The sequence below is a fragment of the Dolichospermum compactum NIES-806 genome (assembly GCF_002368115.1).
GTDB lineage: Bacteria > Cyanobacteriota > Cyanobacteriia > Cyanobacteriales > Nostocaceae > Dolichospermum > Dolichospermum compactum.
Genome location: NZ_AP018316.1, coordinates 3,113,318 through 3,138,569, shown reverse-complemented (window position 1 = coordinate 3,138,569; position 25,252 = coordinate 3,113,318). Strand labels below are relative to the sequence as shown.

At 39.1% G+C, this 25,252-nt stretch carries 20 protein-coding genes; 18 read left to right on the top strand and 2 right to left on the bottom strand.

Annotated features, from left to right (window positions below; all coding sequences use genetic code 11):
* Positions 1-37: 37 nt before the first annotated feature.
* The 16 genes from CA730_RS14825 to CA730_RS24920 all read left to right on the top strand — a co-directional run bounded on the left by CA730_RS14825 (position 38) and on the right by CA730_RS24920 (position 18,772).
* The gene (locus tag CA730_RS14825) at positions 38-1,315 is read left to right on the top strand and encodes a nucleotide sugar dehydrogenase (RefSeq protein ID WP_096671564.1); all 1,278 of its coding nucleotides are present in this window, start codon (positions 38-40) and stop codon (positions 1,313-1,315) included.
* An 11-nt stretch (positions 1,316-1,326) separates the two neighbouring features.
* The gene (locus tag CA730_RS14820) at positions 1,327-2,337 is read left to right on the top strand and encodes an NAD-dependent epimerase (RefSeq protein WP_096668397.1); all 1,011 of its coding nucleotides are present in this window, start codon (positions 1,327-1,329) and stop codon (positions 2,335-2,337) included.
* 53 nt (positions 2,338-2,390) lie between these two features.
* Positions 2,391-3,548: a glycosyltransferase family 4 protein gene (locus CA730_RS14815; RefSeq protein ID WP_096671562.1), complete on the top strand. Its 1,158-nt coding sequence runs from the start codon at positions 2,391-2,393 to the stop codon at positions 3,546-3,548.
* Positions 3,549-3,869: 321 nt separating this feature from the next.
* A complete protein-coding gene (locus CA730_RS14810) occupies positions 3,870-4,514 on the top strand; it encodes a sugar transferase (protein ID WP_096668395.1) in 645 nt (214 codons plus the stop codon).
* A gap of 31 nt (positions 4,515-4,545) precedes the next feature.
* Positions 4,546-5,727, top strand: a complete 1,182-nt coding sequence (locus CA730_RS14805; RefSeq protein ID WP_231939849.1) for an aspartate aminotransferase family protein — start codon at positions 4,546-4,548, stop codon at positions 5,725-5,727.
* 52 nt (positions 5,728-5,779) lie between these two features.
* The gene (locus CA730_RS14800; RefSeq protein WP_096668393.1) at positions 5,780-6,670 is read left to right on the top strand and encodes a phytanoyl-CoA dioxygenase family protein; all 891 of its coding nucleotides are present in this window, start codon (positions 5,780-5,782) and stop codon (positions 6,668-6,670) included.
* A gap of 90 nt (positions 6,671-6,760) precedes the next feature.
* Positions 6,761-7,834 carry a GNAT family N-acetyltransferase gene (locus tag CA730_RS14795; protein WP_096668391.1) on the top strand — a complete coding sequence of 358 codons (1,074 nt, stop codon included), beginning with the start codon at positions 6,761-6,763 and terminating at the stop codon, positions 7,832-7,834.
* Positions 7,835-7,842: 8 nt separating this feature from the next.
* Entirely contained in the window at positions 7,843-8,976 is a 1,134-nt protein-coding gene (locus CA730_RS14790) for an aminotransferase class I/II-fold pyridoxal phosphate-dependent enzyme (RefSeq protein WP_096668389.1), read from the top strand.
* Between the two features lie 28 nt (positions 8,977-9,004).
* Positions 9,005-11,191: a GumC family protein gene (locus CA730_RS14785; RefSeq protein WP_172891193.1), complete on the top strand. Its 2,187-nt coding sequence runs from the start codon at positions 9,005-9,007 to the stop codon at positions 11,189-11,191.
* Between the two features lie 822 nt (positions 11,192-12,013).
* Entirely contained in the window at positions 12,014-15,406 is a 3,393-nt protein-coding gene (locus CA730_RS14780) for a phycobilisome rod-core linker polypeptide (RefSeq protein ID WP_096668386.1), read from the top strand.
* A 373-nt stretch (positions 15,407-15,779) separates the two neighbouring features.
* Positions 15,780-16,265, top strand: a complete 486-nt coding sequence (apcA, locus tag CA730_RS14775; protein ID WP_039203384.1) for an allophycocyanin subunit alpha — start codon at positions 15,780-15,782, stop codon at positions 16,263-16,265.
* A 67-nt stretch (positions 16,266-16,332) separates the two neighbouring features.
* Complete coding sequence (gene apcB / locus CA730_RS14770) at positions 16,333-16,818, top strand: allophycocyanin subunit beta (protein WP_027402733.1); 486 nt, start codon at positions 16,333-16,335, stop codon at positions 16,816-16,818.
* Positions 16,819-17,145: 327 nt separating this feature from the next.
* On the top strand, positions 17,146-17,352 hold the full coding sequence (locus CA730_RS14765) for a phycobilisome linker polypeptide (RefSeq protein WP_027402734.1): 207 nt from the start codon (positions 17,146-17,148) through the stop codon (positions 17,350-17,352).
* Positions 17,353-17,535: 183 nt separating this feature from the next.
* Entirely contained in the window at positions 17,536-17,892 is a 357-nt protein-coding gene (locus CA730_RS14760; RefSeq protein ID WP_096668384.1) for a hypothetical protein, read from the top strand.
* Between the two features lie 9 nt (positions 17,893-17,901).
* On the top strand, positions 17,902-18,327 hold the full coding sequence (locus tag CA730_RS14755; RefSeq protein ID WP_096668382.1) for a type II toxin-antitoxin system VapC family toxin: 426 nt from the start codon (positions 17,902-17,904) through the stop codon (positions 18,325-18,327).
* 292 nt (positions 18,328-18,619) lie between these two features.
* Positions 18,620-18,772 carry a hypothetical protein gene (locus CA730_RS24920; protein ID WP_172891192.1) on the top strand — a complete coding sequence of 51 codons (153 nt, stop codon included), beginning with the start codon at positions 18,620-18,622 and terminating at the stop codon, positions 18,770-18,772.
* Positions 18,773-18,893: 121 nt separating this feature from the next.
* Here CA730_RS24920 and dnaK read toward each other — a convergent pair whose 3' ends face one another.
* Together dnaK and CA730_RS14745 are read right to left on the bottom strand one after the other, a co-directional pair.
* Positions 18,894-20,792 (bottom strand): molecular chaperone DnaK, encoded by a 1,899-nt coding sequence (gene dnaK, locus CA730_RS14750; RefSeq protein ID WP_096668380.1) that lies wholly within the window; start codon positions 20,790-20,792, stop codon positions 18,894-18,896.
* Positions 20,793-21,433: 641 nt separating this feature from the next.
* Entirely contained in the window at positions 21,434-22,306 is an 873-nt protein-coding gene (locus CA730_RS14745) for a phosphodiester glycosidase family protein (RefSeq protein WP_096671558.1), read from the bottom strand.
* Between the two features lie 269 nt (positions 22,307-22,575).
* On the opposite strand from CA730_RS14745, the gene CA730_RS14740 reads away from it, so the two are divergent.
* Positions 22,576-23,160, top strand: a complete 585-nt coding sequence (locus tag CA730_RS14740) for an rRNA large subunit pseudouridine synthase E (protein WP_096668378.1) — start codon at positions 22,576-22,578, stop codon at positions 23,158-23,160.
* A 161-nt stretch (positions 23,161-23,321) separates the two neighbouring features.
* A complete protein-coding gene (locus CA730_RS14735; protein WP_096668376.1) occupies positions 23,322-25,238 on the top strand; it encodes a serine/threonine phosphatase in 1,917 nt (638 codons plus the stop codon).
* The last annotated feature ends 14 nt before the right edge of the window (positions 25,239-25,252 follow it).

The following is a 25,252-nucleotide window of genomic DNA, read 5'->3' as shown; positions in this document are numbered from 1 at the left end:
GCAAAAATTTTTCAAATTCCATCAAGGAAATAGAAACATGAATCAGATCGCAGTCATTGGTCTTGGCTACGTTGGTTTACCTGTGGCTTTAGCAATTGCCAAAAAATTTGCCAATACAGTTGGTTTTGATATTAATCAGCAAAAAATTGCCGCTTTAAATCAAGGAATAGATTCAACAGGCGAAGTTTCCAGTGATGAACTCAAAAACACATCTCTACAAATTACTTGTGAGACAATTGATTTAGCTGATTGCAATTTCTTTATTGTCGCAGTTCCGACTCCAATTGATGATAACCGTGTTCCCGATTTGACTCCGTTGATTAAGGCCTCGGAAACTATTGGTAAAGTTCTCAAAAAAGGTGATGTAGTAGTTTATGAATCTACTGTTTACCCAGGGGTCACTGAAGAAATTTGTGGTTCTGTTTTAGCAAGGGTATCTGACTTAAAACAGGGCGTTGATTTCAAATTGGGCTATTCACCGGAACGAATTAACCCAGGTGATAAAACACATACGTTAGAAAAAATTGTCAAAATTGTAGCAGGCGAAGATCCAGAAACATTGGAACAGATCGCTAATGTCTACGGTGCTGTAGTTGATGCTGGTATTTACCGCGCCCAATCCATCAAAGTTGCTGAGGCTGCAAAAGTAATTGAAAATACCCAACGTGACCTGAATATTGCTTTGATGAACGAATTAGCGATAATTTGCGATCGCCTGAATATTCGCACCCGTGATGTCTTAGCTGCTGCGGGGACAAAGTGGAACTTTTTACCATTTACACCAGGACTTGTAGGCGGTCACTGCATCGGTGTAGACCCTTATTATCTCACTGCAAAAGCTCAACAAGTTGGATATTATCCTCAAGTAATTCTCGCAGGAAGACGGATCAATGACAACATGGGTCAATTCTTAGGTAGTCGGCTAGTCAAATTGCTTGTGGAAGCCAATGTTACGATCAAAAATGCGCGGGTGGGTATTTTAGGACTTACCTTTAAAGAGAATGTACCGGATTTAAGAAATAGTCGTGTTCCCGATATCATTCATGAGTTGCAGCAATTCGGGATTTCACCTATTGTACATGACTCTTTAGCCGAAAATAGTCACGCAGTACATGAATATGGTATTCAATTATCTGATTGGAAAGAACTTACATATCTTGATGCCCTAATTTTAGCAGTTCCCCATCAAGAATATTTAGAAATGCCAGCAGAGAGACTATTTGCTCACATTCGTCCAGGGGGAATCTTTATGGATATCAAATCAATATTTGAACCTGCGGATGTACCAGTAAATATTAATTATTGGAGTTTATAAGAGGTGAAATTATGGCGAAAATTTTAGTTACAGGTGCGGCTGGTTTTATTGGTTTTCACCTCAGTCAACGCTTACTAGAAAGAGGTGATCAAGTTGTAGGTTTAGATAACCTCAACGATTACTACGATGTTACCTTAAAAAAAGACAGATTAGAGCAACTTTTAACAAACCCCAATTTTAGCTTTCATTTATTGGATTTAGCAGACCGAGAAGGCATCCCCAAATTATTCGCTCAATCTAGTTTTGATAAAGTCGTTAATTTAGCTGCACAAGCCGGAGTCCGTTATTCCTTAAAAAATCCCCATGCTTATGTAGATAGTAATTTAGTCGGATTTGTGAATATTCTCGAAGGTTGTCGGCATACAAACGTCCAACATTTAGTATTTGCTTCTTCCAGTTCAGTTTACGGTGCAAATACAAAAATTCCCTTCTCCGTTCACGACAATGTAGATCATCCCGTGAGTTTGTACGCAGCTACCAAAAAAGCCAACGAATTAATGGCACATACCTACAGTAGTTTGTATGGCTTACCAGCTTCAGGATTGCGATTTTTTACAGTTTACGGTCCTTGGGGTCGTCCTGATATGGCATTGTTTCTGTTTACCAAAGCAATTTTAGCAGGACAACCAATTGATGTTTTTAATTACGGGAAAATGAGGCGTGATTTTACTTATATTGATGACATTATTGAAGGCGTAATTCGCGTTGTTGATCAAGTTGCTAAACCCAATCCCAACTGGTCAGGAAATGCACCTGACCCCGCGACAAGTTATGCACCTTACAAAAACTACAATATCGGTAACAATCAGCCAGTTGAATTAATGCACTTCATCGAAACTTTAGAAAATTGCTTAGGAATGAAAGCAGAGAAAAATTTCCTCCCCATGCAAGCTGGTGATGTCCCTGCAACTTATGCTGATGTTGATGCTTTGGTGGCAGATGTTGGTTTTAAACCGAATACCTCTATTGAGGTAGGTATTGAGCGATTTGTTAAATGGTATCGCTCATATTACCAAGTTTAAAAAATCCCCAGTTCCCACAGGTTCTAATAATAGCAAAAATCACAGGTAAAAATATGAGAATCTTGCATATTTGTGCAATTGCTGGTACAGCAGAGATACTTTTACTACCTCAGATAAAATACTTATTGGCACAAAAATTTGAGGTTGGCATAGCCTGTTCTCCAGGAAAGGAACTAGAAGAATTACAAAAAAATGGATACAAAATACATCCTGTAAATATTGACCGCAAGATATCGTTAGTTTCCAACTTGAAAAGTATTTACTACCTCACAAAAATCATTCAGCAAAATCAATATGACCTTGTCCATGTCCATACACCAATTGCTGCTGTTTTAGGACGGATTGCAGCTAAAATTGCCAGGGTCAAGCGGATTGTTTACACTTCCCATGGGCTGCCTTTTCATGATTTATCCACTCCTACCCAGTATGGCTTTTACTTTATAGTTGAAAAGCTGACTGCTTTAATCACTGATTTAATTCTCAGCCAAAATTATGAAGATATTAGCACTGCTAAAAAACTCGGTCTTTGTCCACCTGAAAAACTGGCTTATTTAGGTAACGGTGTAGATATTGATCGCTTCCACCGTGAACGACTCAATCCCATTCATCAACATGAATTACGGCAATCTTTAGGTATTCCAGAAACCGCAAATTTAATTGTTGGCACAATTGGGCGTTTAACTCGAAAAAAAGGGAGTGGATACCTGATAGAAGCCGCTGCTAAATTAGTGGATCAATTTCCTAATTTACATATTCTGATAATTGGTGGTCAACTTAGTTCAGATCCTGAACCTTTCCAAACAGAACTACTCGAAAAAATTCGCAATCTGGGAATGGAGAAACACGTTACACTCACAGGCGATCGCCAAGATATACCAGAAATTTTAGGTCTTTTAGATGTCTTTACTTTACCTACTTTTACTCATGAAGGATTACCCCGATCTATTTTAGAAGCGATGGCGATGGGTTTACCAGTTGTGACTACAGATATTCGGGGATGTCGAGAAGCAGTATTACAGGAAAAAACAGGTTTAATTGTGCCTTCTCAAGATAGTGATAGATTAGCTGAGGCATTGGCAATTATGTTATCTAATTCCGAATTGCGGCAAGCCTATGGTAATGAAGGACGGAAGAGAGTAACAACCGAATATAATGAAGATTTTGTATTTGAAAGACTGACAAAATACTATCAAGAATTAGGTATTAACTGATTATCAAACTAATGAGAGATGGAGATTTTGTTGTTGATTCATTTTTTAGTTTAAGACTAATATTAGTTGCTAAGAAGCAGTGCCAAACTGACTAGATTACTTCAATGAATTTGTTTATCATTGCTAATAATTAGCAAGATATAGCAAACCAATAGTGCAAATCAAAATATCCTACCAATCCAAATAGAAGCGATGAAAATAGAACAGATATGCCGAGCTTCAGCAACATCTATGCATTGAGTTCTATTTGAAAAATTTTCCTGGATTAAATACCGTTTTTGATCGGTTTTTAATTGCTGTAAATAAAGAGGTTTATCTGTGATGAGAATAACTTTTCAGAGGCATCATCTAATAGGCAGATTAATTAAGTCTGTATTAGATAAACTTGTAGTAATGATCGCCCTCATTATTTTTGCTCCTTTAATGCTAGTGATTGCGATCGCTATTTATCTTCGTATGGGGCAGCCAATTTTCTTCATCCAACCCCGTCCAGGTAAAGATGCGCGGATTTTTAACTTTTATAAATTCCGTACTATGACTAATGAACAGGATGCTAATGGTAATCTCCTAGAAGATGAACAACGTCTCACAGCATTTGGTCAATTCTTACGTCAAACCAGTTTAGATGAACTGCCCCAGCTTTGGAATGTATTCAAGGGTGATATGAGTTTTGTTGGTCCGCGTCCTTTGCTGGTGCAATACTTAGACCGCTATACAGGTGAACAAGCCCGTCGGCACGAAGTCAAACCCGGCATTACCGGATGGGCGCAAATTCATGGCCGTCGAGAATTAGATGGTAACTGGGAAGAAAAGTTTCGACTAGACGTTTGGTATGTAGATCATTGGAACTTATGGTTAGATTTCACAATTCTCCTGCAAACCATAGTTCAAGTTTTGCAAAAAAAAGGCATTAGTCAAACAGGTCAAGCAACAGGTGAGGAATTTTTTGGTAGCACACCTCGTTAGTTGTAATTAACAGAATAAAACTAATGATTTTGTGCAATTACTTATTAATGAAATATTCAGACAGTTATCTGTTAGTTTACAGGAAATTAATTTGATGAAACCTTGGGAAATTGGTTCTGAATTTCATTGGTCAGAAGATTGGATAAGTTCAACAGACCAATCACATTGGTTTCCAGATTATTATCAGCTTTTTGCAACAGGGACAGCAGCATTAATGGAACTTGCGAAAGTATTGAATCCCCATAAACGTAACCGTTTAAGGATTCATTTACCTTCTTTCTATTGCATGGAAGTTCCTCTCACTTTACAAACAGCATATCAGATACTTTGGTATTGTGATTTGCCAACCATTGAAAGTCCAGATTTTAACTCATTAAACCCACTTCCTGGTGATATAGTTCTAGCTGTAAATTTATTTGGGATTAGAAAAGGAGATATCTGGCAGAATTGGGCGGCACAGCATCAAGAAATCATTTATGTAGAAGATCATTCACACGATCCTTTTTCCCCTTGGGCGCGTCACAGTCAGGCTGATTATGCGATCGCTGCACTTCACAAAACCCTACCAATTCCCGATGGAGGCATGATTTGGTCTCCTAAAAAACTACCCCTGCCCGTAGCCCCAAAAACAGATGGTGTAGGTGCTTATAAAAGACTTACAGCTATGTTAATTAAACATTTATATCTCAAAGGAAAGTCTCTTCCTAAACAAGCTTACCGACAGTTAGAACTAGAAAGTCTCGATATCCTTTGGGATGAAAAACACATTTCTGCCTCTATCTTCACAACCCAGATTTTGAAATACCTGGATATTGGCAAATTTAGACAGAAACGAGCAGCTAATATCCGCCATTTTCTGACGCAAAATATCAATAACTACGCTGATAGATGGATACCTTTATTTCAAAATTGGGAGGAAGAAGCAGTTCCTTTTAACAATATTATTCTCTGTAAAAATCAAGAAATCAGAAATCAATTACGACAATATCTGATTCAAGAAAATATTTTTGCAGCCATTCATTGGACTCATCTCAAAAATATGACTTCATCTGACCCATTAGCCATTGATATCTCCAACCGTATTCTCACCATTCCATCAGATCAACGATACTCAGTTTTAGATATGGAATTAATTTTTGATAAAATTCAGAAATTTTTTCGAGATATCTTAAATTATGCTCCTGATCGTCAAATGTTGAATTCTCTAACTTGATCACCTTGATCAATATCAATACATCATTTAAAGAAGCAAAAAGAAATTAACCATGAATATCTCAGATACTGCAAAAACAACATTGCCGGCAGAACAAATATCACTTCTACCAACAGAAGAAGATGTCCAATTTTTTGAAGAACACGGTTGGTATATTTCCCCAAAAATAATCCCTGATGACGTAATTGAACAAGCGCTGATTGGATGCGATCGCCTTTATCGAGGAGAGAAAGATGCAGAGTTACCAAATATGGAAATGTTTGCTAATTGGCAACCCAAAGATGGTAATGATGTACTTCGTAACAATGAATTCGTTGCTAGACAAATTAAAGAATTTCAACCCCTAGCTTTTAATCCCCTAATTGGGGCTATGGGCGCTCGACTAACACGCAGCAAAACTATGCGATTATGGGAAGAACAAATTATCTACAAACCCTCTCAAACACAAGGTTGGACTGGTTCAATTGGCTGGCATACCGATCTTGCCTACTGTAGTTTTTGTACATCAAATAAAATTGTCGCAGCTTGGATTCCATTACATGATTGCGATGAATCAATGGGACCATTAGTAGTTATTGATGGCAGTCATAAATGGGAAGATGTTAGAGACTTAAAAACATTTCAAGTTCAAAATTTGGAAGAAATTGAAGAGAAATTGCAACAGTCAGGGAAAAAGATTACTAAAGTTCCCATGTCCTTGAAAAAAGGGCAATTGAGCTTTCATCACGGCTGGACTATTCATGGTAGCTATCCTAATCGCAGCAACAGACCACGAATTGTCATGGCAGTACATTTACAAGATGGTGACAATAGTTTTCAGGCTGTGCAAAATCCTAAAGGTGGACTTTTTCATCACTATATAGATCCATTTGCCCGTCAATTACCTAACGGTTTTCCCGATTACACAGATCCCAATATTTATCCTACTTTGTGGTCTACGTAAATACTTTAAATTGAGAGGTTGTAAAATTAAAATCTCTCAATTACAAACATTAGACTCAATTCAATTCAAATTTTAGAAACTGAAAAAACGATGGAATATAAAATTATTAGCTCCACAGATCCCTTGTGGTTAGAAATATTAAGTAAACTTCGACATGATATTTATCATTTACCTGAATATCTTTGTTTAGAAGCAAACCGACTTCGCACAATTCCTGAAGCTATTCTCATATCTGATGGAGAAAAGATATTCTTCCTACCTTACTTGATTCGGAGTTGTGAAAATATAGCAGATCAAGAAATAGATACCCAAGATATTTTTGACGTAATTTCACCCTACGGCTATCCAGGAATATTACTCAGTGAAGCAGCCCTTAATACCCCAGGATTTCCAGATGCAGCTTTGGAGTTAATGAAACAGGAATTTCGCACTAGAGGAATCTGTTCTGCTTTCTTGCGTTTGCATCCTATTCTTAATGAAAGTTTTACCGAAATTTTCCACCCAGAAACTTTTAGGTTCAATGGGAAAACCGTCTCAGTGGATTTGAATGTTTCTAACTTGTGGAGTCAAACCAGAAAAGGACATCGCAGCACTATTAATAAATGCAAACGTTTAGGAATGATTGCCAAAATAGTTTCATTTAAAGATTCCTTAGATGAGTTTGTTGCTATTTACGAAGAAACAATGGGACGAGTAAGTGCAACCACAGGATACTATTCCTTTAATTCTGAATATTTTACTCAGATGAATGAATTGTTAGGTGATAACCTACATTTATGCCTGGTTGAATATGAAGATGAGATAGCTTGTGTTGGTTTGTATACAGAATGTTGTGGAATTGTTCAAAGTACATTAGGTGGAACAAGAAATGAGTTTATTCATTTATCACCAAGTAGTTTAGAAACAGATTTTGCTAGACTCTGGTTTCAAGAACGGGGGAATAAATTTTTGCATTTAGGTGGTGGACTTGGTGGTTCAACAGAAGATAGTTTATATACGTTCAAATCAGGTTTTTCCCCGCTTTCTCACAGTTTTTTAACCTTACGCTTAATAGTAGACGAAGAAAAATATCATAACTTAGTTAATTTAAGAGCAAAAGTTATAGGTAGAAAAGCATCAGATTTGTTGCAATCAGACTTCTTTCCTGCTTATCGTTCACACTAATATTAATCATGAATCAACCAATTCTCCTCTCAACACCCCACATGGGAACCCAAGAATTAGAATTTGTCAAACAAGCATTTGATACTAATTGGATTGCCCCTATTGGTCCTCATGTTGATGCTTTTGAACAAGAATTTTGTCAAGTAACCGGTGCTAGTTATGCTGCTGCTGTCAGTTCGGGAACTGCAGCTTTACATTTAGCTTTGCAATTAGTTGGAGTCACCAGAGGAGATGAGGTTTTCTGCTCTACCTTAACCTTTGCAGCTACCGCTAATCCGATTATTTATTTAGGTGCAAAACCAGTATTTATTGATAGCGATCGCATATCCTGGAATATGAATCCAGACTTGTTGCAGGAAGCTTTACAAAAACGTGCCTATTTTGGTAAATTACCCAAAGCAGTTATAGTTGTACATTTGTATGGTCAAAGTGCAGATATTGAACCTATTCTCAAAGCTTGCAATCAATATGATATTCCTCTAATTGAAGATGCCGCCGAAGCTTTAGGTGCTACCTACAAAGGGCTTTCTCCTGGTACATTTGGGCGGTTTGGTATTTACTCCTTCAATGGTAATAAAATTATCACTACATCTGGTGGAGGAATGCTAGTTTCTGATGACGATCAACTAATTGCCAAAGCCAAATTTTTAGCAACTCAAGCCCGTGATCCTGCCCCCCATTATCAACATTCAGAAATAGGATATAACTATCGTCTTAGTAACGTTCTAGCAGGTATTGGTCGAGGTCAATTACAAGTTTTAAATGAAAGAGTAGCAGCTAGACGGCGCAACTTTGAAATTTACCAATCTACCTTGGGAAATTTACCAGGAATAGAATTTATGCCCGAAGCTAATTTTGGCCATTCTACTCGCTGGTTAACGGCTTTAACAATCACCCCAGCAGCTTTTGGTGCAGATCGAGAATATATTCGCATCCAACTTGCTAAACAACAAATTGAAACCCGTCCTGCATGGAAACCATTACACCTGCAACCCGTGTTTTCTGAATATGAATTTATTGGTGGTGAAGTCGCCGAAAATTTATTTTTACATGGTCTTTGTTTGCCTTCTGGATCTAATTTAAATGACGAAGATTTAGTAAGAGTAATTAATGCCATTAAAGCCATTTACTCCACAGCTTGAAAAACATACATAAAAAAGTTAATTTATTATGGAACTACAACAATCTTCTATATCACCACAAAAATACTGGACAATTCTCAAGCGTCGTTGGCTTGCCACTTTATTAATTACTATTTCCGTTTTCATCATAGCACAGTTGGCTGCATCTTTGAAAAAACCTATTTATCTTGCAGAAGGTAAATTACGGTTTCAAAGAAGCAATACAGCCTCATCTATCACAGGATTAGGTGCAGAAATAGGCAAATTAGATCCTTTAATGGAACAAAATAACCCCCTCAACACAGAAGTAGAAGTAATAACTTCTTACCCTATTATAGAAACAACTATTAAACGACTAAATCTCAAAGATAGTCAAGGTTTTACCCTAAAACCTAAGCTATTTCTCAAAAATCTTGTTGTCAAAGAAGTTAAAGGCACTAATGTTATCCAAATTAGCTACAACGATACTAATCCCAAAATTGCCGCTCAAGTTGTAAATGAACTAATTAAAGTTTATTTAGAGCAAAATCTGTCTTCACGGCGAGCCGAAGCAAGTGCAGGACGTAAATTCATAGAAAAACAATTACCCAAAGCCGAATTAGTAGTCCGTCAAGCCGAATCTGAATTAGCAGATTTTAAAGAAAAAAACAAAATTATTTCCTTACAAGAAGAAGCTACTGAAGCAGTACGAGTTATCGGTAATTTACAATTAAGGATCAACGATACTCAATCTCAATTAGCTAATGTCAAGTCACAGTATCAAGTAGTTGTTCAGCAATTGGGAATGAACCCAAAACAAGCCTTAACAATGACTTCTATTAGCCAAATCTCTGGAATTCAAGATATTCTGAGAGAAATCCAACAACTACAATCACAACTAGCAAATAGACAAACAGTTTTGCAGGAAAATCATCCACAAATCATAGATTTACAGGATAAAATTGCTTCTTTAAATAAGGTCATCGACAAGAGAATAAATCAGTCCATAGGTCAAAATAAACTACAAGCGGAAGGCAATTTACAATTGAGCGCTTTACAGCAACAACTCTCCAGTAAACTCATAGAATTAGAATCCAACCGTCTAGGTTTAGCCAATCAAGCTAATTCTTTATTAAAATTACAATCTACCTATAAACAAAGATTGAATACATTACCTAAATTAGAAGAACAACAGCGTCAATTAGAACGTAAACTTCAAGCAGGACAATCCACCTATTCTCTATTACTTCAGAAACTCCAAGAAAGTAGAATAGCTGAAAATCAAAACTTAGGTAATGCAACTAGAATATCCGATGCTCAAGTTCCTGATGAACCTATTTCTTCTGTCATAATTTCCTATCTAAGTTCAGCATTACTGAGTATATTGGCAGCTCTTACGACTATATACATCCTAGAAATGAAAGATAAATCTATTAAGACTATTGATGAAGCCAAAGAATTACTAGAATTAACCTTGTTAGGAGTTATCCCTACCGCTACTAAGTGGAAAAAACCCTCTAAAAATAATGAAGTAGATGAATGCTATAGTCAAAGAATTATAATTCGAGATTTTCCTCGTTCTTCTATTAGTGAAGCTTACCGAATGTTGAGGGCAAATCTTAATTTTATCAGTGCCGATAAAGAGCTAAAAGTTATTATTGTTACAAGTTCCGTACCTAAGGAAGGTAAATCAACAGTAGCAGCTAATTTAGCTACAGCAATGGCACAAATGGATAAACAAGTTTTATTAATAGATGGAGATTTGCACCGTCCAGTTCAGCATAAAATTTGGGACGTAATAAATAATCAAGGTTTAAGTAATTTAATTTTCAAACAGGAAGAAATTACTGCGATAATTAAAAAAGTCATGCCTAATTTAGATATTTTGACTTCTGGTATAGTTCCTCCCAGTCCAGCATCTCTTCTCGACTCACAACGCATGGCAACTTTAATGGCTAACTTCTCTGACAAGTATGATTGTGTCATTGTTGATACACCAGCTTTAAATGTGGCTGCTGATGCTGTTACTTTAGGACAAATGGCTGATGGTGTTTTATTGGTAGTGCGTCCTGGTGTAGTTGATTCTGTGAATGCGACTTTTGCTAAAGAACTATTAGCAAAATCTGGTCAAAATGTCTTAGGACAGGTAGTTAATGGTCTAATTGTGAAAAATGAACCCCATAGCTATTACTACTTTCAAAAAGAAGACTATTTACAAACAATCAATGTAGAGTCTCAGGAATCTGTAAAAATTTAACTACTTAGGGCTTGCTGAAAAAGTTATCTGTGAGAGCTAGGAGTCAGGAGTCAGGAGGAAGAATTAGAAGAAGATCAGAATAGTCTTGGATTTGGTCAAGTGACAGGGTTTTGGTAGTTTCAACGCTTATTTCTTGCACTTATTTCACCTTTTTTACCTTCCAACTCTTGATATATCTCAGTTCTAGGTTTATTCCGCAGACCCTACTTAGGGGTTGCTGAAAAAGTCTTTTCGTGATATGGCAGCGTGACGGAAGTCATGGGCTAGGAGTCAGGTGCAAGGAATAAGCATTAAAACCATTAAAAACCTATCACTTTCTGAGATTTGAGACTATTCCTACCTTGATCTAATTCTTCCTCCTGACTCCTAGTCTTAACCACGAACACAATCTCAGTATATTGAGTCATATTTTTACTTATTTATCTTATTTTACTTAATTTAATGCTGATATTAGTAAAAACAAGGTAGGGGTTTATCAACCCGTTATCAACACAATCATTCTCATTTTTGTCTGCCATCTATTTCTAGCTTTATAAATAAGTTTAAGAATTAAATTGGTGCAGAATTTGGGATAAAATCTGTGTCCAGCCAAGAAAATCGAAGTATGTATCCTCTTGAATATCAAAATTTAGATTACAGATTCGACATACTTCTTAATAAACCAACAGCGTAAACGCAAAACGTTCTAATCTAAAAATTGACCGAGTTAATTTACTGGGTTTTATAGGCGTAAAATCCATAGATACGCACAAATGTCAAGCCTTAAAATAAATAACTCAGGCTTAACACATAAACAGTTATGATAGGAGTCTTAAAAAACCCATGAGTGTTAAGGCAAGCGGTGGAAGCTCAGTTGCGCGTCCGCAACTATATCAAACCTTACCTGTCTCTACCATTTCCCAAGCGGAACAACAAGACCGCTTTTTGGGAAGAGGTGAACTAAGTGAACTTAGCAGCTATTTTGCCTCCGGTGCAAAGCGGTTAGAAATTGCCAAGATTTTGACCGACAATTCCGAGATTATCGTTTCTCGTGCGGCTAACCGGATTTTCATTGGTGGTTCACCAATGGCCTTCTTAGAAAAGCCTCAAGAGCGTGAATTGGCAATGGTCGGCGCAGGTGCTAATGTCCAAGAGGGCATGAAACTAGGAACAGTCACCTACGTTGAAAGTCGTGGTGGTTTCCTTGAAAACCTCCGTTCTATCTTCAATACTTCTGCTGGTGGACCAACATCTCCAGGCTTTAGACCCATTAACGTTGCTCGTTATGGTCCTAGCAACATGGCCAAGAGTTTACGGGACTTGTCCTGGTTCTTACGCTATGCCACCTACGCCATTGTCGCCGGCGACCCCAATATCATCTCTGTGAATACCAGAGGTTTGCGGGAAATTATTGAAAATGCTTGTTCTGGGGAAGCAACCATCGTTGCTTTACAAGAAATCAAGTCAGCGTCCCTGTCTTATTTCCGTAAAGATGCAGCAGCTACAGAAATTGTGACTCAGTACATGGATGTGTTGCTGACAGAATTTAAAGCACCAACACCTTCAGCTAAAGTTCGTCAACGTCCTTCGGTTGACCAACAAGGGTTACAACTGCCGCAAATTTACGCTGTTGCCGCAGAACGTCGTCCCAAGTACGTGATGAAGCCCGGCTTGTCTTCCAGTGAAAAGACTGAAATCATCAAAGGGGCTTATCGTCAAGTATTTGAGCGCGATATTACCCGTGCTTATAGCTTGTCTATTTCTGACTTAGAATCTAAAGTTAAAAATTGCGAGATCTCCATGCGGGAGTTTATTCGCCGTTTAGCTAAATCTCCCCTTTACCAAAAACAGTTTTATCAGCCTTTTATTAATAGCCGGGTGATTGAATTGGCTTTCCGTCATATTTTAGGACGGGGTCCAAGTAGCCGTGAGGAAGTGCAAAAATACTTTGCCATTGTCTCACTCAAAGGTTTGGCAGGTTTAGTTGATGCTTTGGTAGATTCTACCGAATACAGCGATTACTTTGGCGAAGAAACAGTTCCCTACATTCGGGGTCTGGGTCAAGAAGCCCAAGAATGTCGTAACTGGGGACAACAGCAAGACCTGTTTAAATACAGTGCGCCTTTCCGCAAAGTTCCTCAGTTTATTACAACTTTTGCTGCTTACGAACAACCATTACCTGACCAACATCCCTACGGTTCTGGTAATGACCCCTTGGAAATCCAATTTGGGGCGATTTTCCCGAAAGAAACCCGCAACCCCAGCAGCAGCCCTGCACCATTTAGTAAGGATACCCGTCGGATCTTGATTCACCAAGGACCCGGTATCAATAACCAACTCAGCAACCCTGGTGCGCGTGGTGTTGCTCCTGGGACTTTGGGTTCTAAGGTGTTCAAATTAGACCAGTTACCTGGAACTATTGGCAGAAAAGCTGCCAAGGGTGTAAGTGTCAAGTTCTCCGAAAGCTCTACCCAAGCGGTAATTAAGGCTTGTTACTTACAAGTTTTCGGTCGTGATGTTTACGAAGGTCAACGTCTGAAGGTTGCAGAAATTAAGCTGGAAAACGGCGATATCACTGTCCGCGAATTTGTGCGGATGTTGGCGAAGTCGGATTTATTCCGTAAGATGTACTGGACTTCTCTCTATGTCTGTAAAGCGATTGAATATATTCACCGTCGCTTATTAGGTCGTCCTACTTATGGTCGGGAAGAGAACAACAAGTATTTTGACATTGCGGCGAAGAAGGGCTTCTATGCAGTGGTTGATGCCATTCTTGACAGTGATGAATACAGCCAGGCATTTAATGAAGATACTGTTCCTTACGAGCGCTATCTAACTCCTGCGGGTGTCTCTTTACGTCAATTGCGGGTGGGAACTATCCGCGAAGATGTGGCAAATGTTGAAAAACAAGAAACTCCTCGCTTTGTGGAATTGGGTGCAGTCACAGAAATGCGGACTGAACCAGATATTGAGTTCCGCATGAATCAAGGTGTTACTAAGCAGCGTGAGCAAACTAAGGTCTTCAAACTGACAGCAGTTAAGAATGACAAGGTTGCTGCTGAAACTGTGATTAGCGGTGCTTATCGGCAGATTTTCGAGCGAGATATTGCTCCTTACATCTCTAAGAACGAGTTCACGGTTCTAGAAAGTAAGTTGGTGAATGGTGAAATCAGTGTTAAGGAATTTATTCAAGGTTTGGGTTACTCTAACTTGTACCTGAAGGAGTTCTACACACCTTACCCCAATACAAAAGTAATTGAGTTGGGTACTAAGCATTTCTTGGGTCGCGCTCCTGTTGACCAAGCGGAAATTCGTAAATACAACCAAATTCTCGCTACTCAAGGGATTCGGGCTTTTATTAGCGCGATGGTTGAAAGTGCTGAATATGGTCAGGTGTTTGGTGAAGATACCGTTCCTTTCCGTCGCTTCCCCACTTTACCTGCGGCTAATTTCCCCAATACCGAGAAGCTTTACAACCAGTTAACCAAGCAAAATGATGATTTGGTTGTTCCTAGTTTTGAAACTGTGAAGCCACGCATTAAAACTGAGAATACGCCAATTCTAGCGAAGGCGATCGCAGATTTAGCAGCCCAAGCCAAAAAAATGGACAAGACTAAACCCTTGTTTATTGAGTTGGGCCGTTCTTTCAACGATGGTCGTGGTCAATCTGTAGAAGTTGGTGTCGGTACAAGCCGTCGCAAACCAGCCCGGATTTACCGTGCTACCACTGGCACAAATTCCCCAGAAACCAATCAGGTAATCAATGCTATCTATGTCCAAGTTATGGACGTATTTAGCGGTCAAGTACCTGCTTATTTCCGCCGTTCTGACTTAGATAGCAAATTGCGTAACGGCGAAATAACCGTCCGTGAATTTGTTCTCGAACTAGCCAGTTCCGAAATCTATCGCAAACGGTTCTACACCCCCTATCCCAACACCAAGGTAATAGAATTCCTATTCCGTCACCTCTTGGGACGCGCACCCGCTACCCAAGGCGAAATCCGTCAATATAACAAACTATTGGCTGATAGCGGTTTACGGGCAGCAGTAGAGGCAATTGTTAACAGTCCTGAGTATGCTCGCTACTTTGGTGAAGACGTTGTTCCCTACAAACGCTATCCCTCTTTACCAGCAGGTAACTATTTAGGCAGTGTTCAAGCTGAAGCCGACCTAGTGAAACAATCCTGGTCTAGCTTATCTCCTTCTGTTTTAACAGGTGGTCTTCCCAACAGATAGGTGACAGGTGACAGGTGACAGGTGACAGGAAGAAGCAACAGATAATTCTTCCTTTCTTCTCCCTAATGATTCAGAAAAGACTGTTTAATCTTGATTCTACAGGCTTTTTACTGTTCCCTGTTCCCTGTTCCCTGTTCCCTGAGAATGAGCAAATCTGAAAATAAGTGTTACAAAATATTAAGAGCAGTAATAAATGCTCAACATAATACTGGACAATATTTTGCGGGAGGTAATTGAGTTTTCCACCTGGTTTACACCAAATCCAGACAATCTGGCTAAAAATGTCAACCAAGTTGTCAAGTCACTATCAACCACATAAAGTCGTACCAGTTTAATCAAATTCTGGTTCCATTAGTTTTGGAGGAATCCATTAATGAGTATCGTCACGAAAGCCATCGTGAATGCTGATGCGGAAGCTCGCTACCTCAGCCCCGGTGAATTAGATAGAATCAAAGGTTTTGTTGCTGGTGGCGCACAACGTCTCCGCATCGCTCAAGTATTGACCGAAAACCGCGAGCGCATTGTTAAGCAAGCTGGCGACCAACTGTTCCAAAAACGTCCTGACGTTGTTTCCCCCGGTGGTAACGCTTACGGTCAAGAAATGACAGCTACTTGCTTGCGTGACTTGGACTACTACCTCCGTCTCGTTACCTACGGAATCGTTTCTGGTGATGTTACAGCCATCGAAGAAATCGGTATCGTTGGTGTACGCGAAATGTACAAATCTTTGGGTACTCCCATTGATGCAGTTGCTGGTGGCGTTGCCGCTATGAAGAACGTTGCTGCTACCTTGTTGTCTGCTGAAGACTCCGGTGAAGCTGGTTCTTACTTCGACTACGTTGTTGGTGCAATGCAGTAAGTTTTAGCTGTAACTCGGCTCAAACTAAAACTGTAGCAATAAGGTTGGAAATAAGGAAAAAACAACAATGCAAGACGCAATTACCTCCGTTATCAATTCTTCAGACGTTCAAGGTAAATACCTTGATACCGCTGCTCTCGAAAAGCTAAAAGGCTACTTCGCTACTGGTGAACTGCGCGTTCGTGCAGCTACAACCATTAGTGCTAATGCTGCTGCGATCGTTAAAGAAGCTGTAGCTAAATCCTTGTTGTACTCTGACATCACCCGTCCCGGTGGTAATATGTACACCACCCGTCGTTACGCAGCTTGTATCCGTGACTTGGATTACTACTTACGTTATTCTACTTACGCTATGTTGGCTGGCGACGCTTCCATTTTGGACGAGCGTGTATTGAATGGTTTAAAAGAAACCTACAACTCCTTGGGAGTACCTGTAGGTGCTACAATTCAAGCTATCAGTGCTATGAAGGAAGTAACCGCTAGTTTGGTTGGTCCTGACGCTGGTAAAGAAATGGGCGTTTACTTCGACTATATCTCCTCTGGCTTGAGCTAGGAGTTAGCTTTGCACTTAGTGATGTAGGTGCGGCATTATTAAGGTCTGGAGATCAATCATGATTGCTAGAAGGTTCTCTTGCTAATTGATTGTAAGTGTTATCAGTCTGGTGCTGATGGTTGATTTCCAGCCTTGGAAAAAATAATTGTAAGGAGTCAGGAGTCAGAATATTTGATATATTGGTGAGTAATCAAATATGGTTTTTGGCAGGAAATTTAAAAAAGCTGACTACTGATAGCTAAATCCTTACGGATAAATTAAAGATTTTCACTCAAGATATTTGAGATAAAAAATTTTCCCAAACAATATCAGGAGATTTAAAACAAAATGGCTCGTCTATTTAAAGTAACTGCTTGTGTTCCTAGCCTATCTCGGACTCGCACCCAACGCGAATTACAAAATACTTACTTTACTAAGTTAGTTCCTTATGAAAATTGGTTCCGTGAACAACAACGGATTCAAAAAATGGGTGGCAAGATTGTTAAAGTGGAATTAGCAACCGGTAAACAAGGTACTAATGCTGGTTTGTCTTAATTTCTATAAATCAAACATTATTTTATTTTGATTTTGTCAGGGGTCAGTAATGACCTCTTTTTTTGATTATATTTATTTTACCTGTCAAGGAAGCGATCGCTCTTAATTTTTCTGAAGTTCAAATTAGGCGATCGCATCATGAGTGTTACAATCTCCTTATAGTTGAATCATTCCCAAATTAACATGATCAAACTAGAGCAACCACAATCTGACGTATTTAGTAACCTTAAAGTCACACTTCTGATAGAACCACTCACATCTGGACAAATTGCGGCATCTATTAAAGAATTTCCCGACTGTCGAGTACAAGCACAGACAAGAGAATCTGCTATTGCTCAAATTCAAGCCACATTTTTAGAAAGATTAAAAAATATAGAAGCGATTTCATGGCAAGTACCAATTCAGATATCAGAACCAGCTTGGATGAAATTTGCCGGTATCTTTGAAGACGATATAGATTTTACAGCCATTACAGAATCAATTCGTGCAGAACGCACTACAGATGATGACTCAGAAATTGACTCTTCCTATTACCTATAGAAGTTGGAGATGGTTGATCTATATATTCTCGATACAGATTGTGTTTCACTAATTCTTTATAATCAACCCCAACTGATTGCTAACACAGCAAAACATCAGGTAGCGATAACAATTGTAACTGTTCAAGAACTATTTAACGGTTGGGTTAACAGGATTAACGATACTTCCCAAATAAATAATCTTCCTCAACTCTATTCAAAATTTTGGACTACTGTAAAATATCTCCAAACTATGGAAATATTGGACTTTACACCAGAAGCGGATCATTGTCTCAAACAATTATTAACAAATAATCCACCCCTACGAAAAAATCGTCTCCAAAAAGATATGAGGATTGGGGCGATCGCTTTATCTATTGGTGCTACAGTTGTGACTCGTAATCAAAAAGATTTTACTCAAATTCCAAGACTCAAAATCGAAGATTGGACGCTGTAAAATATAGATAAAATAATTTTGCTCCTCTCCTTATTCTTCCAGTTCAGTTAATAACTTTGCTAATTGCTTTTCTAGGTAAATCTGAAGCTTTAATAAGCTAACATCATTTCTGCAATATCTACCTCCGAAAATCCCATTAATTTTCCCACTTGTTTAATGTACAAATCTCCATCACGCTTTGCAAGTGCGATTAAATCAATTAATCATCGTGAATTTGTACAGTGCGTAAGTCCTAATATCGCCCCAATAATAAACTACAATTAAGTAACATTAGCTAAAAATTCTCTCAACTATGTTAACTGCTACTCACGCTGGAATAATTTTAGCACCTCAACAAAGATACGGAATTGGCGAATTAATGCGTGGAGTTTTGCGGCTGATTAACACTAAATCAACGCAAGGTATGCAGGGACAAATAGAATTTTTAAGCAACTGGGTTTATTAATAATCACTATCTCGCAATAACTAATTTAATTACCATTAAAAAATACCCATCCAGTTATTGCGCTGGGTGGGTATTAATAGTGTAGGGACGGGGGTTCCCCGTCTTTGATGATAATTTATGACTACTTGCTTTCAGTGAAATCAGCATCAATAACATCATCACCAGAAGGAGCAGAACCACCGCTTGGAGGTTCAGTACCAGCAGCCCCGGCGGCATCACCAGCTTGTTGATAGATATTGCTACCAATAGCAAACAGAGCTTGTTGCAATTCTGGCATCAACTTCTGGATTTGAGCATCATCTTCTTTAGCAACAGCTTCCCGTACTTCCTTAACTAAACCTTCAACCTTAGTCTTATCAGCAGCAGGGACTTTATCACCCAACTCTTCCAACTGCTTTTCAGCTTGATAAGCTAAAGAATCAGCTTGGTTTTTGCGTTCAATTTTTTCACGACGTTCCTTATCAGAAGAAGCATTTTGTTCAGCTTCTCTCACCATGCGTTCTACATCATTCTTATCCAGAGTAGAAGCACCAGTGATACTAATAGATTGTTCCTTACCAGTTCCCTTATCCTTAGCCGCCACGTTGAGAATACCGTTAGCGTCAATATCAAAAGTAACTTCAATTTGGGGAACACCACGAGGAGCAGGAGGAATACCATCCAAACGGAAAGTTCCTAAACTCTTATTATCATTGGCAAATTCTCTCTCACCTTGGAGAACGTGAATTTCCACATTGGTTTGTCCGTCTACAGCAGTAGAGAATACTTCTGATTTCTTGGTAGGAATTGTGGTGTTACGAGGAATAATCTTAGTCATGACACCACCCAAGGTTTCTACACCCAAAGATAATGGTGTTACGTCTAACAACAAGATACCTGTAACATCACCAGCTAAGACACCCGCTTGAATAGCAGCACCAACAGCTACAACTTCATCAGGGTTAACGCTTTGGTTAGGATCTTTACCTAACACCCGTTTGACCACGTCTTGAACTGCGGGAATGCGGGTAGAACCACCAACGAGAACAACTTCGTCAATATTGGTCTTATTTAACTTCGCACCTTTGAGAGCATCTTCTACAGGAATGCGGCAACGGTCAATTAAATCAGCGCAGAGTTCTTCAAACTTAGCGCGAGTCAGAATTGTATCTAAATGCTTGGGACCGTCCTGAGTAGCAGTGATAAATGGTAGGTTAATTTCTGCTTGAGTAACGCTAGAAAGTTCAATTTTGGCTTTTTCTGCGGCTTCAGTCAGACGTTGTAAAGCTTGTTTGTCCTTACGGAGGTCAATACCTTCGTCTTTTTTGAACTGTTCAGCTAGGAAGTCAACGATTTTTTTATCAAAGTCGTCACCACCCAGGTGAGTATCACCGGATGTTGATAATACTTCAAATACACCGTCGCCTACCTCTAGAACGGATACATCGAAAGTACCACCACCCAAGTCAAATACCAGGATAGTTTCGTTGCTCTTTTTATCAAAGCCATAAGCTAGGGAAGCTGCGGTAGGTTCGTTGATAATACGGAGAACGTCAATACCAGCGATTTTTCCCGCGTCCTTGGTAGCTTGACGCTGAGAGTCGTTGAAGTAAGCAGGAACGGTAATTACAGCTTGGGTAACAGTTTCACCCAGGTATTTACTAGCATCTTCCACTAATTTGCGGAGAACTTTTGCAGAAATTTCTTCAGGAGCAAATTGTTTACCAGCGCCGGGAGAATCTACCTTAACGTTACCGCCGCTACTGAGAACTTTATAAGAAACTTCTGTAGCCTCGTTGGTAATTTCGTCGAAACGACGACCAATAAAGCGTTTCACAGAATAAAAAGTATTTTCGGGGTTCATTACCGCTTGGCGTTTAGCGATTTGACCCACTAAATTGTCGCCGTTTTTGGCAAATGCAACTACCGAGGGTGTTGTCCGAAAACCTTCTGCATTAGCAATAACAGTCGGTTTACCACCTTCCATTACTGCCACACAGGAGTTAGTTGTTCCTAAATCAATTCCAACTACTTTTGCCATTTTGGGTGTTTGCTCCGTATAAAATTACTAAATGAACTCAGAGAGAATATAAAATTGCATTAACTAACTGCTAATAACAATCAGTTGCCCAAAAAAAACGAATGGCTTTGCTGGGAAGACAATCCCAAACTAGGCTACCCAGGGCAAGAAATAGAAATAAACTCAGTGGTAGCCATTCCATGCAGGGTGGTTTACCCAACCGTCAGGTGAACGGTGAATTTTATAAATTATGTCTAGTGGTTTCATGGATTTATGTGCTTTCACATTGACTAATGTATGGGAATTAATACTTTCAGGAATTGGGGTGAACCGTAACTTTATAGTCGTATTTGCCGTCAAACCCAATTAAAAATTAAAAATTATACCCCTGACCCCGTAATCCAGGAATCAGGAGTCAGGAGTTAGGAGTCAGGAGGAAGAATTAGAAGGAGATAAGAATAGTCTCGAATCTGAAAAGTGATAGGTAAATAAACAGTTTCAATCCTTATTCCTTGCACCTAATTCAATTTTTAACCCGGAAACTTCATGCTAGACATGAGCAACGCTTTAGGAGATAAGACCTCTATTCAGGTTGGAGAAATCCTGTCTGAGTAAGTCATGTCTTTGATTAAAGAATCTCAGTGTCTTTAGACCTGAGAGTATCAAGAAGCAGGTATGGGAGGACGTTCTCCTTTTTGAAACTTCAGCCATGCCTGTTCTAATGCTGTGGGGGCAGGATTTGTGGCATCATAAATGACGATTACATTGGTTAAAGGTCTACCCGCAGGAACTACAATATTAGTCTTGTTGGCTAAGGCTCTAGATGCTCCACCATCTAAGTTCATAGCTTCATAACAACCGATCGCTTTCATTGCTTCGGCTTCTTGCTGTAAAGTGAGGTTAATTTCAAAATTGGCTAAAATCAGCTTTGTACCGTCCTGAGTAAAACCAATGGCTGTGCGATCGCTATTGCCTAAAACAACAGGATCTTTAAAGCCTTCAATACTGGGATTTATCCATATTTCCCCCTGTCGCAATAATCTTGGTCCACAGGTTAGGGAAAACCAATGTTTATTCCATTCCGGTTTACCGTCTACTCTCGCTGTCACCATTTCTGGTTTATTGCCGACTCCTAATCCCAAGGTAGTCCCAAAATTTTCCCACCGACTGTATTTGACAAATTTTCCCCCAGCTACCATGTTACCCATGACTGTTTTTTGGGGATTTTTGGCAAAGAATGTCCCGTTAGCAACTACAGCAGCCTTATAACGCGCTACTAATTTACTAAATTCTTCATCACCACTGGTTTTTTGAATGGTGTTGGCAAAGCTGGCATTTCTAGCTAAACCCATTGTAATCAAGGTTTTTGGATCTGTGAGATCAACTATGGTTTGATAAAAAGGGATACCATTAATTTGACTTTTGTTTACCTGTACAGGTTGAGCATAACTAGGTAATGTTAAGGTTAATCCTTGTGCTAAGGTTGCCCCACCCAGAAATAAAAAGGATCTGCGGCTGATTTTGCTAATTGTCATAATTAAGTAGTCTGACAAAATTAAATTCATTTGTTGAGAGAGGGAACAGGGAACACCTGAGTTCCGAGTTCCGAGTTCCGAGTTCCGAGTTCCGAGTTATGATTTTTTCAACGAGGGAACAGGAAGAGAGTTTTGAGTGATTTTACCTTTCTTCACATACCTTTAAATTTTTCTGTTCACCTACTTAATTAATTCTTTCCTATTACTTATTGATGTTTATTAATTCTTTCTTCTTCCTCCTGACTCCTGACTCCTGACTCCTATATCTTATGAATAATCGGTATATTATTTTTCACAAACCCTATGGGGTTTTGAGCCAATTTACTCAAGAAAGTCCTAAACATATTACGCTAAAAGAGTATATAGATGTTCCTGATGTTTATGCTGTGGGGCGTTTAGATTGGGATAGTGAGGGGTTGCTATTGTTAACAAATGATGGACAGTTACAGCATCGTCTATCACATCCGCGCTTTGGTCATCAACGTACCTATTGGGCGCAGGTAGAACGTATTCCTGATATTGATGCAATTCATCAGCTACAAAATGGGGTAGAAATTCAAGATTACCGGACTCGTCCGGCTCAAGTTAGGTTATTGTTAGAAGAACCATCCGTAGTCCAACGTATTCCCCCCATTCGATTTCGGAAAAGTATTCCCACAGCTTGGTTAGAAATGACCTTAACTGAAGGTAAAAATCGCCAAGTCCGTCGCATGACGGCTGCTGTGGGTTTTCCGACTTTGCGGTTAATTAGGATAAGTATTGGTAATATTCAATTAGATGATTTAGCGCCAGGACAATGGCGAGAACTCACTCCCTTAGAAGTCACAAGATTAAATCATTTATCGGAAAGATAGATTAAGGTACTGTAATACTAGTATACAAAAGAGTGTCAACAATAGCGCTTAGTTCTTAGGTCACATAATTTTAATTTTAGTTATTTAATTGTGGACTGTTTGAATGTTTGTGGCTAGAGAGACTGAAAGCACCTTAGCAGAAAAATCAAGGAAGTCCGACTATGCTGATTTGCCCCCAGTGTAAATTTGAAAACGGTGATAGTAATAAGTTCTGTCAAAGCTGTGGTACATCCTTAGCTCATAAAATCTGCTCTGAATGCGGTGCCGATATAGTTTTAGATGCACAGTATTGTTATAAATGTGGTGCAGAATCTAGCACAGTTTGGTATGCGCTGATTACTCAGGCAGTGGATCAGGTAGTTTCTGCTGTGGCGGAAACTGCGAAATTAAGCCAAAATTTAGAAAATATAGCGGATGATGGCGGAGATTCTGGTCTGTTCTCCAAATTTGTTTTAGATGCTTATTTAGATCCTCGGCAACGTTATCGCTTATTAGAATCTCCACAAGTATTGGCGGATTATATAGAAGTCAAGGTTCTAGATTGTCAACCTTACGAAATATCACTGATTAGGGCAATGCTTTTGCACGAAGCTAAGATGGATACAAGGACAATTCCGGCTCTAGCACAAGCTTATCTAAAATTGCAGGTAGATAAGCGCCCAGGAATACCAACTATTCATGATGCTTGGCAGCAAGATGATCTTCAAGTAGTCTTGTTGGAAGACAGATCCAATTTCCCTACGTTGCTGGATGTTTTGCGACAAGATACAACCAATCCGTTGGAAATTCTACATTGGTTTTATCAAATGACTCAACTTTGGGAGTTGTTAGAAACTGTAAATTGTCGCCAAAGTTTGTTGGAGTTGTCGAACTTGCGCTTAGATGAAGACCAAACTCTGATATTACAAAGGCTATATACAGAGACACCGTTACTGACACCACAACCACCCGAAGTTTTAGATTTGACGAAAATACGAGAGAATGGACAAGAAGCTTTAACTCTTAAAAGTTTGGGTCGGATGTGGCAAACTTTGTTTAGAGAATCCCAACACACTCCATTGGATTGTGTGGTGCAGATGTTAGAGTATGTGGAATCTGGGAATATTCAAACTCTGGCACAATTGCTATCGCATTTACAAGAAATAGCAGAAGAGTGTAATCAGGAACAACCAACTTCTTCACCTGTCTTGGCAGTAGGTGATGATCCAGAAAATAAAAATGATGAAGCCCCAACTCTAGTCCTATCCATGCAGCTAAGTAGCGTGGAATATGCAGCAGCTACTGATGTGGGTCGTCAACGTGATCATAATGAGGACTATTTTGGTGTTGATAGTCAAGTTCACAAGATAGAGTTACCAGGAAATAGTCAAGTTACAACACAAGGTTTATATATTCTTTGTGATGGTATGGGTGGTCATGCTGGAGGTGAAATAGCTAGTCAATTAGCGGTAAATACTATCCGTCAATACTTTCAAGAAACCTGGGTAGATACAGAATTGCCTCGCAAGGAGTCTATTCGTCACGCAGTTTATCTGGCTAATCAGGCTATTTATGAGCTTAATCAAAAAGAAGCTCGTTCTGGTATTGGTCGCATGGGTACTACTTTGGTCATGCTACTAATTCAGGATAATCAAGCGGCAATTGCTCATGTGGGAGATAGTCGTCTTTATTGGCTGACTCGCAAGCAAGGACTAGAACAAATAACTATAGACCATGAAGTTGGTCAACGAGAAATTGCTAGGGGTATAGAACCTAGTATTGCCTATGGACGTGCAGATGCTTATCAACTTACCCAAGCTTTGGGTCCACGCCATGAAGATTCTCTTCATCCTGATGTGATGTTATTTGATATCAATGAAGATATGCTTCTGGTATTGGTTTCAGATGGTTTATCAGATAATGACTGCTTAGAAACTCATTGGCAAACCCATCTCCAACCCTTATTAAGTTCTTCTAGTAATTTAGTCACAGGGGTTCAAAATTTAATTGAATTGGGTAATGAACACAATGGTCATGACAATATTACAGCTATACTGGTACGAGTGAAAGTCCGACCATCTCAGCAAAGTTGCTTCTAAAATTAGTTTTTTGA

Bases quoted from the DNA above. Each gene is read 5' to 3' on its own strand.
- CA730_RS14825 (WP_096671564.1), top strand. From the start codon at position 38: ATGAATCAGATCGCAGTCATTGGTCTTGGCTACGTTGGTTTACCTGTG.
- CA730_RS14820 (WP_096668397.1), top strand. From the start codon at position 1,327: ATGGCGAAAATTTTAGTTACAGGTGCGGCTGGTTTTATTGGTTTTCAC.
- CA730_RS14815 (WP_096671562.1), top strand. From the start codon at position 2,391: ATGAGAATCTTGCATATTTGTGCAATTGCTGGTACAGCAGAGATACTT.
- CA730_RS14810 (WP_096668395.1), top strand. From the start codon at position 3,870: ATGAGAATAACTTTTCAGAGGCATCATCTAATAGGCAGATTAATTAAG.
- CA730_RS14800 (WP_096668393.1), top strand. From the start codon at position 5,780: ATGAATATCTCAGATACTGCAAAAACAACATTGCCGGCAGAACAAATA.
- CA730_RS14795 (WP_096668391.1), top strand. From the start codon at position 6,761: ATGGAATATAAAATTATTAGCTCCACAGATCCCTTGTGGTTAGAAATA.
- CA730_RS14790 (WP_096668389.1), top strand. From the start codon at position 7,843: ATGAATCAACCAATTCTCCTCTCAACACCCCACATGGGAACCCAAGAA.
- CA730_RS14785 (WP_172891193.1), top strand. From the start codon at position 9,005: ATGGAACTACAACAATCTTCTATATCACCACAAAAATACTGGACAATT.
- CA730_RS14780 (WP_096668386.1), top strand. From the start codon at position 12,014: ATGAGTGTTAAGGCAAGCGGTGGAAGCTCAGTTGCGCGTCCGCAACTA.
- apcA (WP_039203384.1), top strand. From the start codon at position 15,780: ATGAGTATCGTCACGAAAGCCATCGTGAATGCTGATGCGGAAGCTCGC.
- apcB (WP_027402733.1), top strand. From the start codon at position 16,333: ATGCAAGACGCAATTACCTCCGTTATCAATTCTTCAGACGTTCAAGGT.
- CA730_RS14765 (WP_027402734.1), top strand. From the start codon at position 17,146: ATGGCTCGTCTATTTAAAGTAACTGCTTGTGTTCCTAGCCTATCTCGG.
- CA730_RS14760 (WP_096668384.1), top strand. From the start codon at position 17,536: ATGATCAAACTAGAGCAACCACAATCTGACGTATTTAGTAACCTTAAA.
- CA730_RS14755 (WP_096668382.1), top strand. From the start codon at position 17,902: ATGGTTGATCTATATATTCTCGATACAGATTGTGTTTCACTAATTCTT.
- CA730_RS24920 (WP_172891192.1), top strand. From the start codon at position 18,620: ATGTTAACTGCTACTCACGCTGGAATAATTTTAGCACCTCAACAAAGA.
- dnaK (WP_096668380.1), bottom strand. From the start codon at position 20,792: ATGGCAAAAGTAGTTGGAATTGATTTAGGAACAACTAACTCCTGTGTG.
- CA730_RS14745 (WP_096671558.1), bottom strand. From the start codon at position 22,306: ATGACAATTAGCAAAATCAGCCGCAGATCCTTTTTATTTCTGGGTGGG.
- CA730_RS14740 (WP_096668378.1), top strand. From the start codon at position 22,576: ATGAATAATCGGTATATTATTTTTCACAAACCCTATGGGGTTTTGAGC.
- CA730_RS14735 (WP_096668376.1), top strand. From the start codon at position 23,322: ATGCTGATTTGCCCCCAGTGTAAATTTGAAAACGGTGATAGTAATAAG.